Here is a 16,286-nt window from a genome sequence, read left to right as displayed (position 1 = left end):
TTTGTTTTAGATTAAACTTAATTTTTCTTAATTTCTTAATGGTGAAAAAAAAACATTTTTAAATGTTTATACTCTAATAATGTAATTATTGAGAAACTAATTGGATGGCGCGTTGTAAATTTTCCTTTTCTACTTGTGCAACATAGTTTATAAAAATAGATTCATCATTTTGATTTTGACTTTTCTCAAGAATGCTCAGATATTCGTTTTTATGTTCTGTATCTCCTTGTATTGTAGCAAAGACATAGCCATTTTGTATTAATATCCAATTCATTAATAAATGAGCTATTTGTGTGTTTCCACTTTCGAATGGGGTAATTTTTATAATTCTTAAATGTACTTCAGAAGCTAATAATATTGGATGTAAGCTATTTTTATTCGTTTCAAACCAGCTAAAAAAGGAAGCCATTTCGCGAATAATGAGGGCATCATTTTTATATTTTCCCGCATAGTCAGGTTTAATTCCTCTTGAAATCAAGTTATGAATATTGAGAAATTCTTTTTCGTTAACAGGGCTGTTTTTTTGAGTCAAATCTTTAATATAAGAAATAGTTTCATGGTGATTTACGGCCTCTAAGTGCTCGCGCATTGTTTTACCCGCAATTGTTAATCCTTCATTAATTACTGCTTTGGTTTCTTGTAATGTTAATGTGTTTTCGTTTAAACGATTACTTTCATATGTAAATTCTAGTTCTAAAATTTTAGAAATTCGGTGTAGTTCAAATTGTTGGAACGATTGGACTTTGGTTTTTAAAATTTCAATTTCATCCAAAACGTTCTGTAGCGTTGATAATATTACCGAAGCAACTACTTTTTTGTTATTTTGAATTTCGATTTCTGCAAGATGTAGTGCTTTAAGTGCAAATTCTTCTTGACCGATTTCGTGTATTATTTTTTCTTTTAGCCAAAGAATTAATAAGTTTTCAAAATCAATTTCAAGCAATGAGGCAAGTTTAACGATTTGTTCTCTTGTGGGTTTTCGGGTACCGCTTTCAAATTTACTTATTAAAGCTTGGTCAATTTCTAATAACTGCGCTACTTCTCGGGTTTTAAATCCTTTTTTCTCTCTGGCATTTTTAAGAATCGTTTTCATTTTAAAAAGCAGGTTTTAATTGTCAAGACAAGTTTAGTCATTTTTTTTTTAAATAAAAAAAGCATCAAATTTATTCGATGCTATTTTAGGATTTATTTTAAAAGAAATTATTTTTTAGGAAGCGTTCCGTCTTTTTTCATTTCATTTACGACAGTTCTCATAATATCATCTACTGTTGCACCTATATCTGTTATATCTGATGATTGTGTGGTGCCTGTCCAGATTAATTTATTGTGTTTTAAAGAGAAAACGTTGGTTTCTACGATATAAAATGTGTTTTCTACATAATAGCCTGGAGAATAGAAATCAGTTGCGTACATACCGTACCAACCACCAAAAGCGCCTCCATATAAACCATTATAGCCACCGTAATAAATACTAGTATCAATTCCTGGTACATAATCAGTTTGTTTTTCTTTACTGACTAAACGCATTGTTACAACACCATCAAAATTTTCGTCGTTTAATATTTTTAGTTTCTGATCATTTGTTAAGTCATTATTAATCTGATTTAAGAATTGATAAGAAGTATGGAAGATAGGGCTGCTGGCAGCAATTCTGTTCTCCGTAATTCTTCGTGTTTCTTCATCTTTGACTAAAGCTACGACTAATATTTTTTTGAAATTTTCTGAACTAATTGTTATTTTAGGATCTCTCCAGCTACTAACAATTGTAGAACTAGTACCGCAACCATAGAATAAGATGACGGTTAATACAACAAATATTCTTTTCATAAACTTGAAATTTAGAATTTATTGTAGTAAAAATAAGTATAAAAATCGAGAAATAACTCTTATTAAAAGAGGATTAAAAATTAGAAAGCTTTTTTAATTCTATCTAAATCACGTTTGGTATCTTGTTCTTTTAAAGATTCGCGTTTGTCGTAATTTTTCTTTCCTTTACAAAGACCGATTTGCAGTTTTGCTAATCCTTTTTCATTAGTAAATAGTTTCAAAGGGATGATTGTTAGTCCTTTTGCTTGTACACTTTTCTGAAGACTCTTCAATTCTTTTTTATTCAAAAGCAATTTTCTTTCGCTTCTTGACTTATGATTGAATTGATTTCCAAAAGCGTATTCTTCTATATAAGTGTTTATGGCAAAAAGTTCATTACCACTAAATTCACAAAAACTCTCGGTAATATTTGCTTTACCAAGACGTATTGATTTGATTTCGGTTCCCGCTAAAACAATTCCAGCAGTATAGGTATCTATTATTTCGTAATCGAAACGGGCTCTCTTATTGAGTATATTGACAGTTTTTAACATAGGATTGCAAATGTAGAATAAAAAAGAAAAACTTTAATGAAATCAAAGATAATTAAAGATTTTTTTAAACCTATGATTTTAATCATTCTTCAGGAAAAACCTTACGCCTAAGTTTGTTAAATAATTTATAACAAAAACTTAAAAACATGAAAAAAATTTTAACATTAGTTAGTATTGTATTAGTAGGCTTAACGGTAAAAGCTCAGGAAGCAAATCAAGGTCTAAAAGGTGCATGGTTTGTAACATCGCAATTTGGTTACCAACAGACTAAAACAGATGATGTAAAAAGCACAAATTTATTAGTAATGCCAGTTGTAGGTAAATTTATTACGCCATCTGTAGCTGTTGGAGCAGGGCTTGGATATATTAATATAAAAGCAGATTCAGATAAAGGAACTGCTGCAAATTCTAATTTAATAGTTATTCAGCCTTTAGCTAGAAAATATTGGAATGTTGCTGGTTCTTTATATTTCTTCGGACAATTGGCAGCACCAATAATCACTGGAAAAGAAAAAGAAAGTGAATTAAAAGTAAACCAATTTGGTTTGTCTTTATCAGGTGGATTTGATTTCTTCGTGACAAAATATTTCTCAGTTGAGTTCTCTTATGATTTAGCTAATTTTACATCTACAACTTTAGATCCTAAAGATGGTTCTAAAACTACGGTAACTCATTTTGGTTTAGCACACGTTGCTAATGTTGATTCTTATTATAATGGGGCATTAGGAGGAAGTAATCCAAATTTAACTTCTCCACTTTCTTTCGGATTTAAATTCATATTCTAATATTTAGGAGATTATTTAAATTTCAATTTAGTAATTTTGTAAAAAAGAAAGACCGTACTTTTCATAGTACGGTCTTTTTATTATTTATTTAAAAAATATTAAATGCAAAATCAAGATAAAAATCCTCTACACGGAATCACCCTTCAAACAATACTAGAAAAACTAGTAGAGTATTATGGATTTGATACTTTGGGAGAATTAATTCCGATTAAATGTTTTACTTCAAATCCTAGTATAAAATCTAGTTTGACTTTTTTAAGAAAAACGGATTGGGCTAGAAAAAAGGTAGAAGATTTATATATAAAATCAATTCCTAAATTTCCCGTATAAATTAATTTAATTTATACGAAATCATTACACCACCACCGTAAGGTAACCATTCTCCACTTTTGTTGTAATCATGGGCTTTTTCATAACGACCAGGTGTACCGTCATTATAAAGGCCTTTGTAAAAACCTTGGTGCCACCCTCCGCTAACAAAAAAATCTAGCATGAATTTATCATTTAGTTTCTTTTGATAGCCTAGCGTAGCTCCCAATCTGTATCCAAAACCATCTTCGTAATTGTTACTATCCCAGTAGTTCCATTTTTGAATTTGATATATATCACCTCCAATATGACCACCAAGGTATAAACCATTGAATTTCTCATTAAAATGGTAACGAACTTCCGGAGTAAAGGTGACAAATTTCATTGGGCTTTTTCCATCAAATGATTCCCAAAAAGAAGCCATTAAATCAACATTCAGGGTTAATTTCTCACCAATGCTTGTTTCTACGGCGATATCTGGAATTGCTACTAAAGCGGTAAGTGCATTTGCTTTAATATAAGTTTGACTTTGGGATTGAATTGAAAATAGTAGAACGATTAGGGCAAATAAATTTTTCATAAAATCTAGTAATTACTAGCAATAAGTTAGTTTGGGTTGCTAGTTTTGGGTGCAAATATAACGGAATGAAATATGTTGTATTGTTATAAAGTTAAAATTTAACAAGAATCAATAAAAAAAGATATTGCTATGAATTACTTTTTGTTTAATAACGAATAAATTACGCTATCTAAAAAATTGCCTTCATAATATTCGACTTCTTTAAAATGCCCTTCTTTTACAAAACCAATTTTTTGTAATACTCTTTCTGATGCAAAATTGTCAGGATCAATAGCGGCTTCGATTGAGTGTAGTTTCATTTCATTAAAACCATAATCAATTACTGTTTTTACAGCTTCAGGAATAATTCCTTTTCCGTGAAGTTCAGGTAATAGCATATAGCCAATTTCGGCACGATAATGTTCTGGTTTTATTCTATAATAGCCAATAATTCCAACTACTTTGGAATCGCCTTTTAGTGTTATTCCCCAATTGATTCCTTCGTTAGTTTCAATTGTACTATCAATTTGAGCTATATGTTCTAATGCTTGTTCAGTAGTTTTTGTGAGTGGCCTTGGAATGTATTTCATAGTTTCAGGATTAGAACGAAGTGCTATAATTTCGTTTGCATCCTCATTGGTTACTCTTCTAATAATTAAGCGTTCCGTTTCGAGTACTGGAAATGGAGAAAAATTAAATGTTAACATAATATATCAAGATAAGATTATAGAATTTCGATACTAAATTTAGAGTTAAATGTTTGATTTGCATCTAAAGTTACTATTCCTTCTTTTTCGAAAAGATTTCCTGTGTTTTCAGGAGTATCAGAATAACCAAACCAAGGTTCGATACAAATAAAAGGAGCATTTTCTTTTGTCCAAATACCTAAACTAGGAAAATCTGCAAAATCTACTTTTATATATGGTTTGTTGTTTTCTAAAATGGTTAGCGAGTTTGACTCTAATGATTTAAAAATTAAAGCATCATTTTCAAATAGTTGATAATTTAGCTCAATTTGATTTTCTTTCGTTTCTAATTGTTTTGTTTTATTAGATATCAAATCATTTTCGAGCAAAGAATATTTTAGAGACTCTTGTTTCTCAAATTCTAAAGCGTAATTCTCAAAATTTCCTGGTAACGCAATTGCAGGATGTGCACCGATAGAGAAAGGCATTTTAGAATCATCTTTGTTGATTACCTTATATTGGATGTCTAATTGGGAATCTATCAGAGTATAAATTATTTGTAATTCAAATTCAAACGGATATACTTTCAACGATTCTGCATTAGATTGAATCGAAAAAATGGCACTTTCGTCAGTTTTAGAAACTAGATTAAATTCTATATCTCTTGCAAATCCGTGACGTGGCAAGTGATAAGATATATCATTAACGGTGTAAGTATTGTTTTTTAAAGTACCAACAATTGGGAATAAAACAGGGGAGTGTTTACCCCAAAAATCTGGGTTTCCTTCCCAAATGAATTCTTTATTATCGTTGTTTTTTAATGAAAATAATTCGGCTCCGGCATGTTTAATAGAAGCAGTAAGTTTTGAATTTGAAATAATTGTAGTCAAAATTTAGTTTTTGAATGGTTTAAGAATGAGTTGTAAATATATTTATAAATTTAATTTATAGGTAAAAAAGCTGATGAAATATTTTTTGATAAAATTGTATTAACCGGTAGGATTTAATTCATAAATAGCTTTTTTTTTCATTAATTTGCTAGATAAACAGCAACAAAAATGAAAAAACACTCTTTAAGAGCCTTGTTAACGATGGCTTTATTGTTTGGAATTTCGGCCACCTGGGCACAACAAGTTCCTACTGCGACAACTAATCCTATTTCTAAATATGATTATTATGATGCATTCTCTCCATTATTTTATTCTAAAAACGGAACAACTACCCGTTCTGCAAGTGGTCAGCCTGGTCCAGAGTACTGGCAAAACAGAGCAGATTATAAGATAACTGCGAAGTTAAATGGAGTTACTAATGAAATTATTGGTACAGACGAGATTACATATACCAACAATAGTCCAGATAAAATGTCATTTGTTTGGCTTAATTTGGATCAAAATCTATTCAAAGAAGATTCACGAGGAAATGCAGTAGTGCCATTAACAGGAAGCCGTAACGGCGCTCAAGGACAAGTTTTTGATGGTGGAAATAAAATTAAATCGGTAAAAGTTACTGTACTTGGTAAGAAAAAATCGGTTGAAGTTGATGCTAAATATGTTGTTACAGATACAAGAATGCAAATTTTTCTTCCAGAAGAGCTAGCAGCGAAAGGAAGCAGCGTTAAAATTAAAATTGATTTCTCTTATATAGCTCCAAATGAAGGGTCAGATAGAACAGGAGTTCTTGAAACTAAAAACGGTAAAATATTTACAATTGCACAATGGTATCCACGTATGTGTGTGTATGATGACGTAAGAGGCTGGAATACACATCCATATTTAGGAGCATCGGAATTTTACTTGGAATATGGTAATTTTGATGTAAAGTTGACAGTTCCTGCTAATCATTTTGTAGTAGCTTCAGGAGAATTATTAAATGCTCCAGAAGTGTATACTGCAGAACAACAAAAACGTTTTAAAGATGCTGCACTAAGTGATAAAACGGTTATGATTCGTTCAGCCGAAGAAGTTGCAGCTGCAAAAGCTAATGGAAATGGAGAAAAAACATGGCATTATCAAATAAAAAATGCACGTGATTTCTCTTGGGCATCTTCGGCTGCTTTTATTTTAGATGGTGCTAAGATTAATTTGCCTAGCGGGAAAAAATCATTGGCTCTTTCTGCATATCCTGTTGAAAGTGATGGAAATGCTGCTTGGGGACGTTCGACAGAATATACTAAAGGTGCAATTGAAAATTACTCAAATAAATGGTTTGAATATCCTTATCCAGTTGCAACAAACGTAGCAGGGAATGAGGGAGGTATGGAATATCCAGGAATTGTATTTTGTAGCTGGGAATCAAAAGGAGAAGATTTATGGGGTGTTACAGATCATGAGTTTGGACACATCTGGTTTCCTATGATTGTAGGTTCAAACGAAAGATTATTTGGTTGGATGGACGAAGGATTTAATACATTTATTAATTCATTGAGTTCTGCCGAATTTAATAAAGGTGAATATAAAGATGCACCGAAGGATTTGCATAAAATGGCTGAGGCATTCACGAATCCTAAGTTAGAAACTATTATGAGCTCTCCAGATAATATGAAGGAGGCAAATATTGGGATGTTATGTTATTTTAAACCAAGTTCAGGTTTGGTAATTTTAAGAGAACAAGTATTAGGAAAAGAGCGTTTTGATACAGCTTTCCGTACTTATATTGACCGTTGGGCTTATAAACACCCTACGCCAGATGATTTCTTTAGAACAATGGAAAACGTTGCAGGAGAAGATTTAAGCTGGTTCTGGAGAGGTTGGTATGTTAACAACTGGCGCTTTGACCAAGGTATTAACTCAATTAAATATGTGAAAAATGACCCTGCAAAAGGAGTGATTATTACTATTGAGAACTTTGAAAAAATGGTAATGCCTGTTGTAATTGATGTGAAAACTAAAAGCGGAAAAGTTTCCAGAGTGAAATTACCAGTTGAAATCTGGCAAAGAAACATAGAATGGTCTTTCAAATTTGACTCAACAGAAGAAATCGAAAGTGTTACTATAGATCCTGATCACGTTTTTCCTGATAGTAATGAGGCAAACAACGTATGGACGGCCGGAAGTGGTAAATTAGAAAAAGATGTTGTTTTAGACCCTTATTTAGGGACTTATTCTAGTAAAAAAACACCTTTAAAAATTACTTTTACCGAAAAAAATAGTGCTTTAACTGTAGAGCTTCCTAATTATCCTAAATTTCCAGTTCAGCCTGTTGCGAATGCGGCAGATACTTTTGAATCGGTAAGAGCTGGATTAAGATTTGCATTTACTAAAACTGGATTAAACATGACAATTTTAGAAAATTCGCAAGTATTAGAATTTACGAAAGAATAATTTGAATAGATAAATATTCAATAAAAATTATAATTTTTAGGCTTTTTTAAAGAGCAATAAAGATATAAATAATTAAAATCGGCTATTTGAGTTTAACTCAGATAGCCGATTTTTTATTAAAAGTTTAATTTTTAGTTGATTTTTTAAGTGTAGAAATGAGATAAATTGATAAAAGCAACATAATATTAAAAAAATGTTACAAATTATCAATAATGTATTGTAATTAAAAAAAAGATGTAAATTTGCACCAATGAATAAAATGAGTTTACATATAATTTCTATCTCACGGACAAACTTGCCTGTTACTTCTCCCGAAGTACGGATGCTATCTCTATAGTATTCACAAGAGTTTTTCGTCGTATGTATTTATATTCATTTTTTTGTTTTGAAATTACCTAAGTTGTCCTTTGGACAAACACATCCTACAAGTACATTTTATTTAAAATTATCTCAATGTCATCTTTTTGATATTAAGGGTTTTACGTATTTTTTATTTAATTTTGCTGAAGCAACTCTTGGGTTTCAGAAGAAAAATCATGTCTTATTTTTTAACCCTAACTTCAACTATTGAAATGAAGATCTCTATTGTTGTAACACAAGAAGAACATTATAAATATGCGCAAGAAATATGCGATACTATAGAGTCGTCTGCCTTATTGAGAGGTACCGGAATTGCCAAAAGAACTCCTGAATATATCCAGAAAAAGATGGAGAACAGAGATGCATTGATTGCTTTGGTAGATGGTAAATTTGCAGGTTTTTGCTATATCGAAAGTTGGCAACATGGCAAATTTGTGGCTCATTCTGGTTTGATAGTACATCCAGATTACAGAAATTTAGGTTTAGCCAAAAAAATTAAATCTAAAGTTTTTGATTACTCATTAGAAAAATTTCCAGATGCAAAAATATTTGGAATCACAACTGGTTTGGCAGTAATGAAAATTAATTCAGATTTAGGATATAAACCAGTTCCTTTTTCAGAACTTACAAGTGATCCAAGCTTTTGGGCAGGTTGCAAAACTTGTACAAATTATGAAATATTAAAAAGTAAAGAAAATAAAATGTGCTTATGTACAGGAATGTTGTACGATCCAAAAGAAAAACAAAAGGATCCGCCAAAACATCCTTTTAACGTAAAAGTACTCAATAGATTAAAATCAATTAAACAAGCCCTTTTCTTAAAAAAATAAAATTATGAAAAAAGTTGTATTAGCTTATAGCGGAGGATTAGATACTTCGTATTGCCTTAAATATTTAAAAAATGAAAAAGGATATGAAGTCCACACTGTACTTATTAATACAGGAGGTTTCGATGAAGAAGAATTAAATGCTATTGAAGAAAGAGCTTACGAATTAGGAAGTGCACAACATGCAAATCTTACCATCGTAGATAAGTATTATGATAAAGCTATAAAATATTTGATTTTTGGAAATGTATTAAAAAACAATACTTATCCATTATCTGTAAGTGCCGAGCGTGTTTTTCAAGCTATTGAAGCAATAAAATATGCTAAGAAAGTAGGAGCAGAGGCAATTGCACACGGAAGTACAGGAGCAGGAAATGACCAAATTAGATTTGATTTAATTTTCCAGACAATTGCTCCAGAGATTGAAATAATTACTCCAATTAGAGATTTAAAATTGTCAAGACAAGAAGAAGTAGATTATTTGTCTAAAAATGGTGTACATTATTCTTGGGAAAAAGCACAATATTCTATCAATAAAGGACTTTGGGGAACAAGTGTAGGAGGAAAAGAAACTTTAACTTCTGGTACACCATTACCTAGTGAAGCATATCCTTCACAATTGCAAAAAGAAGGGGAAGAAAAAGTGACTTTACATTTTGAACAAGGAGAATTAGTTGGAATAAATGGTAAAACAGATAAACCATCAAATAATATTGTAGCGCTAGAGAAATTAGCAAATGCATATGCAATTGGTAGAGATATTCACGTAGGTGATACAATTATCGGTATTAAAGGAAGAGTAGGATTTGAAGCTGCTGCGCCGTTAATTATCATCAAAGCACACCATTTATTAGAGAAACATACACTTGGTAAATGGCAACAATACTGGAAAGAGCAATTAGGAAACTGGTACGGAATGTTATTTCACGAAGGTCAGTTTTTGGATCCAGTAATGCGTAACATCGAAACATTTTTACAAGACACGCAAAAAACGGTTAATGGAGTTGTAACTGTTTCTCTTAAACCATATCATTTTTCGCTTGACGGAATCGAATCAGATAATGATTTAATGAATACAGGATTTGGTCAATACGGAGAAATGAACAATGCATGGACATCAGACGATGCTAAAGGGTTTATTAAGATTTTAGGAAATGCTCAAAATATATTTTCATCTGTAAATCACTTAGACTATGATTAATGTTGGAATAATTGGCGGTTCAGGCTATACAGCTGGTGAATTGATAAGAATATTAATGTATCATCCTAATGTAAACATCGATTTTGTATACAGTACAACCAATGCTGGAAAGCCACTTCATGTAGCGCATCACGATTTATTTGGAGATATCGAAATGGATTTTACAGATGCTCTTAATCCAGATGTAAATGTGTTGTTTTTGTGTTTAGGTCACGGAAGATCGATTTCGTTTCTTAAAGAAAATGAATTTGCGGGTCATACCAAAATTATTGATTTAGGAAATGATTTTAGATTAAACAAAGACGCTAATTTTGATGGAAAGGAATTCATTTATGGTTTACCAGAACTGAATAAAACCGCTATCAAAAAAGCACAATTTATTGCTAATCCAGGTTGTTTTGCAACAGCAATTCAGCTGGCATTATTACCATTGGCAAAGAATGAGCTTTTAAATAACGATGTACATATTAATGCAACAACAGGAAGTACAGGAGCTGGAGTAAATCCTTCAGAAACGACACACTTTAGTTGGAGATTAAGTAATATGTCACATTATAAAGCATTTGATCATCAGCATTTGGGAGAGATAAACCAAAGTATAAATCAATTGCAGGCAGATTATTCAAACGAATTGTTGTTTATTCCGAACAGAGGAGATTTTGCAAGAGGAATTTTTGCAACTTTATATACAACTGTCGAAGAAAGTTTAGATGAAATCGTAACGAAATACGAAGATTTTTATAAAAACGAACCGTTTGTAACCGTAACGACTACCAATATCAATATGAAACAGGTTGTACAAACGAACAAATGTATAATAAGCTTAACCAAAAGTGGAAATCGGATATTGATTACTTCAATAATCGATAACCTAACCAAGGGAGCTTCTGGACAAGCAATTCAAAACATGAATTTAATGTTTGGATTACCAGAAACGACAGGTTTACATTTGAAACCAAGCGGATTTTAAAGAAATTGAAAGATTTAAGAATTAAAAGATTAAAAAAAAAATCAAAGTTTAATCTTTTTAATTAATTCATCTCGCAGAATCTTTAAATTATTCAATTTTTAAATCTTTAAATAATTCTTGTCAGAAAAACGATACTGTTAAGACCATTTACAAAAAACAAAACCCGCTAAATTAGCGGGTTTGTATTTTGACCTTTATTATATTATTGCATTAATTGTTTATTTCCAACCACCTCCTAAAGCGCGATACAAGTCTACAACAGCCTGTAACTTTTGTAAATTATCATTTACTCCGCTCAATTGTGCTACCAAAAGATTTTGTTCTGAAGTCAGTACATCTGTATAATTGGTAGCCGAACTGTATTCTAAAAGTTGTTATGTAAAGTCAACTGATTTTATCAATGCTTCAATTTGTTTCTCTCTCGAATCTTCTTTTTCAACCGCCATCTCATAAGCATACAAAGAAATGTTTAAAGTTATCGTCGATAGATGGATAAAATAAAAGACGATTATCCAAAATAGACAGATATGTCACTAATCCTTTCTACATCAATCAGATTAATCAAATCCTAGGCTGACTTTGTAAAACGCCCGATTATGTTCTGTTCGAAAAGAAGAGAAGCTTAAATTTAACGAAAGAGAAACCTTATTTCACATTGTCTTTTAGGAGAAAATACTTAACTTTATTTGATTCTTAAAATAACAATCAAATGAAAGGAATCACATCTAAATTCGATAAAGTTTTGAATGCCTCTACAGAAAAAGAGAAAGTAAATCATGAACCCGATTCTAGCAAAGAGCAGCAACGTAATACTCCAGAAAAGTCCATGCCGTTTTCAGATCAAATTGGAAACTATCAACGCAACATAGGAATACCTACAAAATCCTATAAAGACAGTAAAGTCTACATTATAGGTAGCGGAATAGCTGGTATGGCAACTGCCTATTACTTTATTCGTGACGGACAAGTTCCTGCCAAAAACATCATATTTCTAGAACAATTACCTATTGATGGAGGCTCACTAGATGGTGCCGGAAATCCTAAAGATGGTTACATCATTAGAGGTGGTCGGGAAATGGACATGACTTATGAAAACCTTTGGGATATATTCCAAGACATTCCAGCTCTAGAAATGCCTGCTCCATATACTGTTCTGGATGAATACCGTTTAATAAACGACAATGACTCTAATTATTCCAAAGCTAGACTTATACATAACAAAGGCGAAATAAAAGATTTTAGCAAATTCGGTCTAAACAAAAAAGACCAGTTGGCCATTATCAAACTTTTGCTAAAGAAAAAAGAAGAACTAGACGATATAACCATTGAAGGCTATTTTAGTGAATCTTTCTTAAGTAGTAACTTCTGGACATTCTGGCGTACCATGTTTGCCTTTGAGAACTGGCATAGCTTACTTGAATTGAAACTTTATATGCATCGTTTCCTCCATGCTATTGATGGATTGAACGACTTATCATCTTTAGTATTTCCAAAATACAACCAATACGACACCTTTGTAACACCTTTGCGCAAGTTTCTACAAGAAAAAGGGGTTAGTATTCAATTTAATACACTCATAAACGACCTCGATATCCATATCAATACCGATGGAAAAGTAGTAAAAGGAATTATCACAGAAAAAGACGGTAAAGAAGTCATTATCCCAGTTGAAAAAGATGATTATGTAATTGTAACTACAGGATCTATGACAGAAGACACCTTTTATGGTGATAACAAAAAAGCTCCTATCATAACTATAGACAACAATACTAGTGGAAAAAGTGGAGGATGGAAACTATGGAAGAATCTTGCTGCAAAATCTAACGTTTTTGGTAATCCGGAAAAATTCTGTAGTAATATCGAAAAATCATCTTGGGAATCAGTTACTTTAACTTGTAAGCCTTCTGCATTAGTAGAAAAACTAAAGGAGTATTCTGTAAATGATCCGTATTCAGGAAAAACAGTTACCGGAGGAATTATTACAATTACAGATTCTAATTGGTTAATGAGTTTTACTTGCAACAGACAACCACATTTCCCTGAGCAACCAGATGATATTTTAGTACTTTGGGTTTATGCATTGTTTATGGACAAGGAAGGAAACTACATTAAAAAGAAAATGCCACAATGTACAGGAGATGAAATTCTTGCCGAATTATGTTACCATACAGGTATTATCGATGAGTTAGATAATGTAATTAAAAACACCATCGTACGTACAGCTTTTATGCCCTATATTACTTCGATGTTTATGCCTAGAGCCAAAGGTGACCGTCCAAGAGTAGTACCAGAAGGATGTAAAAATCTTGGGTTAATAGGACAGTTTGTAGAAACCAACAATGATGTAGTTTTTACAATGGAAAGTTCTGTAAGAACAGCAAGAATAGCCGTTTACGAATTATTGAATTTAAACAAACAAGTGCCCGATATTAATCCTTTGCAATACGATATTCGTCATTTGCTAAAAGCGACAAAAACACTAAATGACAATAAACCCTTTTTAGGAGAAAGCATATTGCGTAAAGTACTAAAAGGAACTTATTTTGAACACATCTTACCTGTTACTGAAGAAGAAGAGGAAGAACATGAGTCTTTTATAACAGAACAAGTAAGCAAATTCAAAGATTGGTTAAAAGGCGTAAAAGGCTAATAGTCATTTAAAATTCATATAAAAACAGAAATCCTCAAAATCAAAAATTTTGAGGATTTTTTTGTGATCACGGTAGGATTCGAACCTTAAACCCACCCAATTTTAATCAAGAAGGTCTTTCGGGTGAGCACGTGTTTTTATAAAATAAATCTCTGTTATGCTTTTGGAGGAGTTCCTTCTGCATTTGCTACAACTACATCAATTTGGACTAACGCATCTTTAAGCAAAGCTGATACACCAACAGTTCTTCGTGCAGGAATACCTTTTGGGAAGAAAGTTGCATAAACTTCATCTACAGCTTCAATGTCTTCAATGTTTTTAAGGAAGAGATTTACTTTAACCACATCGTCCATAACATGGACTATGCTTTCTAGAATTGCCTTAATATTTTTTAAGCACTGTCCCGCTTGCTCTTTTACACCGCCAGCTACCAATTTACCCGATTTTGGATCCAAAGGTAATTGAGCTGAAATATGATTGTAATGAGAAAACGCTACCGTTTGCGTAGACAAAGGACTCTTTGGTGCATTTTCGGTATTGTTTGCCTTAATGACAATTCCATGTCTATCTTCAATAGCTTGTGGAGGTGTACCATCACCGTGTGACACTACTGCTTCAATTTGTACCAAAGCATCCATAGGTAAAGCTGAAACTGCGACTATTGTACGTGCAGGAACATAAGCTACAGCTCTGGCAATAGCAGAATCCGGGAAAAATGTTGTGTAAACTTCATTTACAGCTTCAATATCCGAAAGGTTTTTAAGGAAGATATTAATTTTGACAATATCATCAAAAGGAACATCGATACTTTCTAAAATTGATTTAATATTTTTTAAACATTGTCCCGCTTGCTCTTTTACACCGCCTACTACCACTCTACCCGTTTTTGGATCAATCGGTAATTGAGCCGAAAGATTGTTGTAATGAGAAAATGACACCGTTTGTGTAGATAAAGTACATATTGGTGCATTTGCAGTGTTATTTGCAAGCTTAATAAGATTGCCTGCTTGTGGCGCATTTGGAATTGTCCCCTCACCGTTTGAAACAAGTGCTTCTATTTGTACCAATGCATCCATGGGCAAAGCTGCAACTGCAACCATCGTACGCGTAGGAACATAAATTGGGAAGAATGTTTTATAAACTTCATCTACAACAGCAATGTCTTTAATATTGGTAACAAATACAGAGATTCTAACCACATCACTCATAACATGGTGGATGCTCTCTAGAATTACCTTGATATTTTTAAAACACTGTTCCGCTTGTTCTTTTACACCACCAGCTACCAATTTGCCCGATTTTGGATCAATTGGTAATTGAGCCGAAAGATTATTGTAATGAGAAAAAGCTACAGTTTGTGAATATGAACCAATACTTTTTGGAGCATTTTCAGTATTCCTTGCTAGCAATGAATTTACTTTATTTGAAATCATTTTGTCTATATGTTTATCTAATTAATAATTTAGCTTTAAAATTTTAGCTAAATCAAAATTATTCTGATTCCAATTTAAAATCATTCACGGCAAGACATAAAAATATAACCATAGGACTTTCTTGCAAACACAGAATTCTGAGGCTTTCAATAATGGATAAATATCTATAGCTTCTTTTTTTTTAGAAAATAGAAAAAGTGAATCAATGAAAAACTAATTAATCGGGATTGGAAATCGGAATGTTTTTTCTAGCTAAGCTACTTTTTATAAGTTTTTCAACTCTTAATCTACTTTTCCATTTTTTTACTTCTAATTCTCTCTTATAAGCGATTGATTTAGTTTCAAATTCTTCAAAATAAACTACAATCCAATCTTTTGCCTTTCCAGTAAATCCAGAATGATTTGATAAATGTTTACGTAAGCGTTCTTCCAAACCTTCAGAAGTGTGACCGATATAATATTGATTTAATGCTTTTGAATATAAAATATAGAAATAGTTCATAACAATATTCATTTTTGAATTAAAGCAAGATAAGCTTTAAAGTTTCGAACTACAAATCATAAATAAAAGGGATCAAGAACAAAACCTGGGGAGGAATGTCAAAATAAAATAAGAACTTTGTAATCTAAGAATTTGAGATGACTCCTATAGACCTTTTAAAATTTATGCTGCCTGATTTTTTAGTAGAACACTTTGAAATAGTTTCTAGCACTAACACAGAAGAAGTACTACACCTTTATTTCGAAGAGAGCGCCAAGCCTCCACAAGAGTTTAATATGTTTGAATTGGTCTCCAAAGGCTTTTTAGACGAAGTTACTATTCAGG

Annotated in this window: 15 protein-coding genes and 1 pseudogene; 8 read left to right on the top strand and 8 right to left on the bottom strand. The window is 31.9% G+C overall.

Annotated elements, in window-relative coordinates:
- Positions 1-85: 85 nt before the first annotated feature.
- The 3 genes from B8T70_RS21250 to smpB form a co-directional block, all read right to left on the bottom strand.
- Positions 86-1,093, bottom strand: coding sequence for a helix-turn-helix domain-containing protein (locus B8T70_RS21250; RefSeq protein WP_086896138.1), 1,008 nt, complete (start codon positions 1,091-1,093; stop codon positions 86-88).
- A 107-nt stretch (positions 1,094-1,200) separates the two neighbouring features.
- Positions 1,201-1,827 carry a hypothetical protein gene (locus tag B8T70_RS21245; protein ID WP_086896137.1) on the bottom strand — a complete coding sequence of 209 codons (627 nt, stop codon included), beginning with the start codon at positions 1,825-1,827 and terminating at the stop codon, positions 1,201-1,203.
- 80 nt (positions 1,828-1,907) lie between these two features.
- Positions 1,908-2,360, bottom strand: a complete 453-nt coding sequence (gene smpB, locus B8T70_RS21240) for an SsrA-binding protein SmpB (protein WP_039113058.1) — start codon at positions 2,358-2,360, stop codon at positions 1,908-1,910.
- A gap of 146 nt (positions 2,361-2,506) precedes the next feature.
- Between smpB and B8T70_RS21235 the strand changes: the two genes are divergently transcribed.
- The gene (locus B8T70_RS21235) at positions 2,507-3,145 is read left to right on the top strand and encodes an outer membrane beta-barrel protein (protein WP_086896136.1); all 639 of its coding nucleotides are present in this window, start codon (positions 2,507-2,509) and stop codon (positions 3,143-3,145) included.
- Between the two features lie 102 nt (positions 3,146-3,247).
- A complete protein-coding gene (locus B8T70_RS21230) occupies positions 3,248-3,475 on the top strand; it encodes a VF530 family DNA-binding protein (protein WP_086896135.1) in 228 nt (75 codons plus the stop codon).
- Position 3,476: 1 nt separating this feature from the next.
- On the opposite strand, the gene B8T70_RS21225 is transcribed toward B8T70_RS21230, so the two are convergent.
- From B8T70_RS21225 to B8T70_RS21215, 3 genes are all read right to left on the bottom strand, one after another.
- Entirely contained in the window at positions 3,477-4,034 is a 558-nt protein-coding gene (locus tag B8T70_RS21225) for a DUF3575 domain-containing protein (protein WP_039113055.1), read from the bottom strand.
- Positions 4,035-4,168: 134 nt separating this feature from the next.
- Complete coding sequence (locus B8T70_RS21220) at positions 4,169-4,720, bottom strand: GNAT family N-acetyltransferase (RefSeq protein WP_039113054.1); 552 nt, start codon at positions 4,718-4,720, stop codon at positions 4,169-4,171.
- Positions 4,721-4,737: 17 nt separating this feature from the next.
- Positions 4,738-5,589, bottom strand: coding sequence for an aldose 1-epimerase family protein (locus B8T70_RS21215; RefSeq protein ID WP_086896134.1), 852 nt, complete (start codon positions 5,587-5,589; stop codon positions 4,738-4,740).
- A 168-nt stretch (positions 5,590-5,757) separates the two neighbouring features.
- Between B8T70_RS21215 and B8T70_RS21210 the strand changes: the two genes are divergently transcribed.
- The 5 genes from B8T70_RS21210 to B8T70_RS21185 all read left to right on the top strand — a co-directional run bounded on the left by B8T70_RS21210 (position 5,758) and on the right by B8T70_RS21185 (position 14,027).
- On the top strand, positions 5,758-8,019 hold the full coding sequence (locus B8T70_RS21210; RefSeq protein ID WP_086896133.1) for a M1 family metallopeptidase: 2,262 nt from the start codon (positions 5,758-5,760) through the stop codon (positions 8,017-8,019).
- A gap of 572 nt (positions 8,020-8,591) precedes the next feature.
- On the top strand, positions 8,592-9,209 hold the full coding sequence (locus B8T70_RS21205; RefSeq protein ID WP_039113092.1) for a GNAT family N-acetyltransferase: 618 nt from the start codon (positions 8,592-8,594) through the stop codon (positions 9,207-9,209).
- A gap of 4 nt (positions 9,210-9,213) precedes the next feature.
- Positions 9,214-10,407, top strand: coding sequence for an argininosuccinate synthase (locus B8T70_RS21200; RefSeq protein WP_039113051.1), 1,194 nt, complete (start codon positions 9,214-9,216; stop codon positions 10,405-10,407).
- Positions 10,400-11,377 (top strand): N-acetyl-gamma-glutamyl-phosphate reductase, encoded by a 978-nt coding sequence (gene argC, locus B8T70_RS21195; RefSeq protein ID WP_086896132.1) that lies wholly within the window; start codon positions 10,400-10,402, stop codon positions 11,375-11,377. Before B8T70_RS21200 ends, argC begins: the two co-directional genes overlap by 8 nt.
- A gap of 709 nt (positions 11,378-12,086) precedes the next feature.
- A complete protein-coding gene (locus B8T70_RS21185; RefSeq protein ID WP_039112809.1) occupies positions 12,087-14,027 on the top strand; it encodes an oleate hydratase in 1,941 nt (646 codons plus the stop codon).
- 155 nt (positions 14,028-14,182) lie between these two features.
- On the opposite strand, the gene B8T70_RS21180 is transcribed toward B8T70_RS21185, so the two are convergent.
- On the bottom strand, positions 14,183-15,460 hold the full coding sequence (locus B8T70_RS21180; protein WP_086896131.1) for a RidA family protein: 1,278 nt from the start codon (positions 15,458-15,460) through the stop codon (positions 14,183-14,185).
- Positions 15,461-15,677: 217 nt separating this feature from the next.
- Positions 15,678-15,962, bottom strand: coding sequence for a GIY-YIG nuclease family protein (locus B8T70_RS21175; RefSeq protein ID WP_086896139.1), 285 nt, complete (start codon positions 15,960-15,962; stop codon positions 15,678-15,680).
- Positions 15,963-16,099: 137 nt separating this feature from the next.
- Here B8T70_RS21175 and B8T70_RS24140 point away from each other — a divergent pair.
- Positions 16,100-16,286, top strand: a pseudogene (locus tag B8T70_RS24140) (transposase); the annotation flags it as partial.

This window comes from Flavobacterium sp. AJR, from assembly GCF_002156885.1.
Lineage (GTDB): Bacteria > Bacteroidota > Bacteroidia > Flavobacteriales > Flavobacteriaceae > Flavobacterium.
This window is presented reverse-complemented; position numbering and strand designations above follow the sequence as displayed.

Bases quoted from the DNA above. Each gene is read 5' to 3' on its own strand.
- B8T70_RS21205 (WP_039113092.1), top strand. From the start codon at position 8,592: ATGAAGATCTCTATTGTTGTAACACAAGAAGAACATTATAAATATGCG.
- B8T70_RS21250 (WP_086896138.1), bottom strand. From the start codon at position 1,093: ATGAAAACGATTCTTAAAAATGCCAGAGAGAAAAAAGGATTTAAAACC.
- B8T70_RS21175 (WP_086896139.1), bottom strand. From the start codon at position 15,962: ATGAACTATTTCTATATTTTATATTCAAAAGCATTAAATCAATATTAT.
- B8T70_RS21210 (WP_086896133.1), top strand. From the start codon at position 5,758: ATGAAAAAACACTCTTTAAGAGCCTTGTTAACGATGGCTTTATTGTTT.
- B8T70_RS21220 (WP_039113054.1), bottom strand. From the start codon at position 4,720: ATGTTAACATTTAATTTTTCTCCATTTCCAGTACTCGAAACGGAACGC.
- B8T70_RS21185 (WP_039112809.1), top strand. From the start codon at position 12,087: ATGAAAGGAATCACATCTAAATTCGATAAAGTTTTGAATGCCTCTACA.
- B8T70_RS21230 (WP_086896135.1), top strand. From the start codon at position 3,248: ATGCAAAATCAAGATAAAAATCCTCTACACGGAATCACCCTTCAAACA.
- argC (WP_086896132.1), top strand. From the start codon at position 10,400: ATGATTAATGTTGGAATAATTGGCGGTTCAGGCTATACAGCTGGTGAA.
- B8T70_RS21235 (WP_086896136.1), top strand. From the start codon at position 2,507: ATGAAAAAAATTTTAACATTAGTTAGTATTGTATTAGTAGGCTTAACG.
- B8T70_RS21245 (WP_086896137.1), bottom strand. From the start codon at position 1,827: ATGAAAAGAATATTTGTTGTATTAACCGTCATCTTATTCTATGGTTGC.
- B8T70_RS21225 (WP_039113055.1), bottom strand. From the start codon at position 4,034: ATGAAAAATTTATTTGCCCTAATCGTTCTACTATTTTCAATTCAATCC.
- smpB (WP_039113058.1), bottom strand. From the start codon at position 2,360: ATGTTAAAAACTGTCAATATACTCAATAAGAGAGCCCGTTTCGATTAC.
- B8T70_RS21200 (WP_039113051.1), top strand. From the start codon at position 9,214: ATGAAAAAAGTTGTATTAGCTTATAGCGGAGGATTAGATACTTCGTAT.
- B8T70_RS21180 (WP_086896131.1), bottom strand. From the start codon at position 15,460: ATGATTTCAAATAAAGTAAATTCATTGCTAGCAAGGAATACTGAAAAT.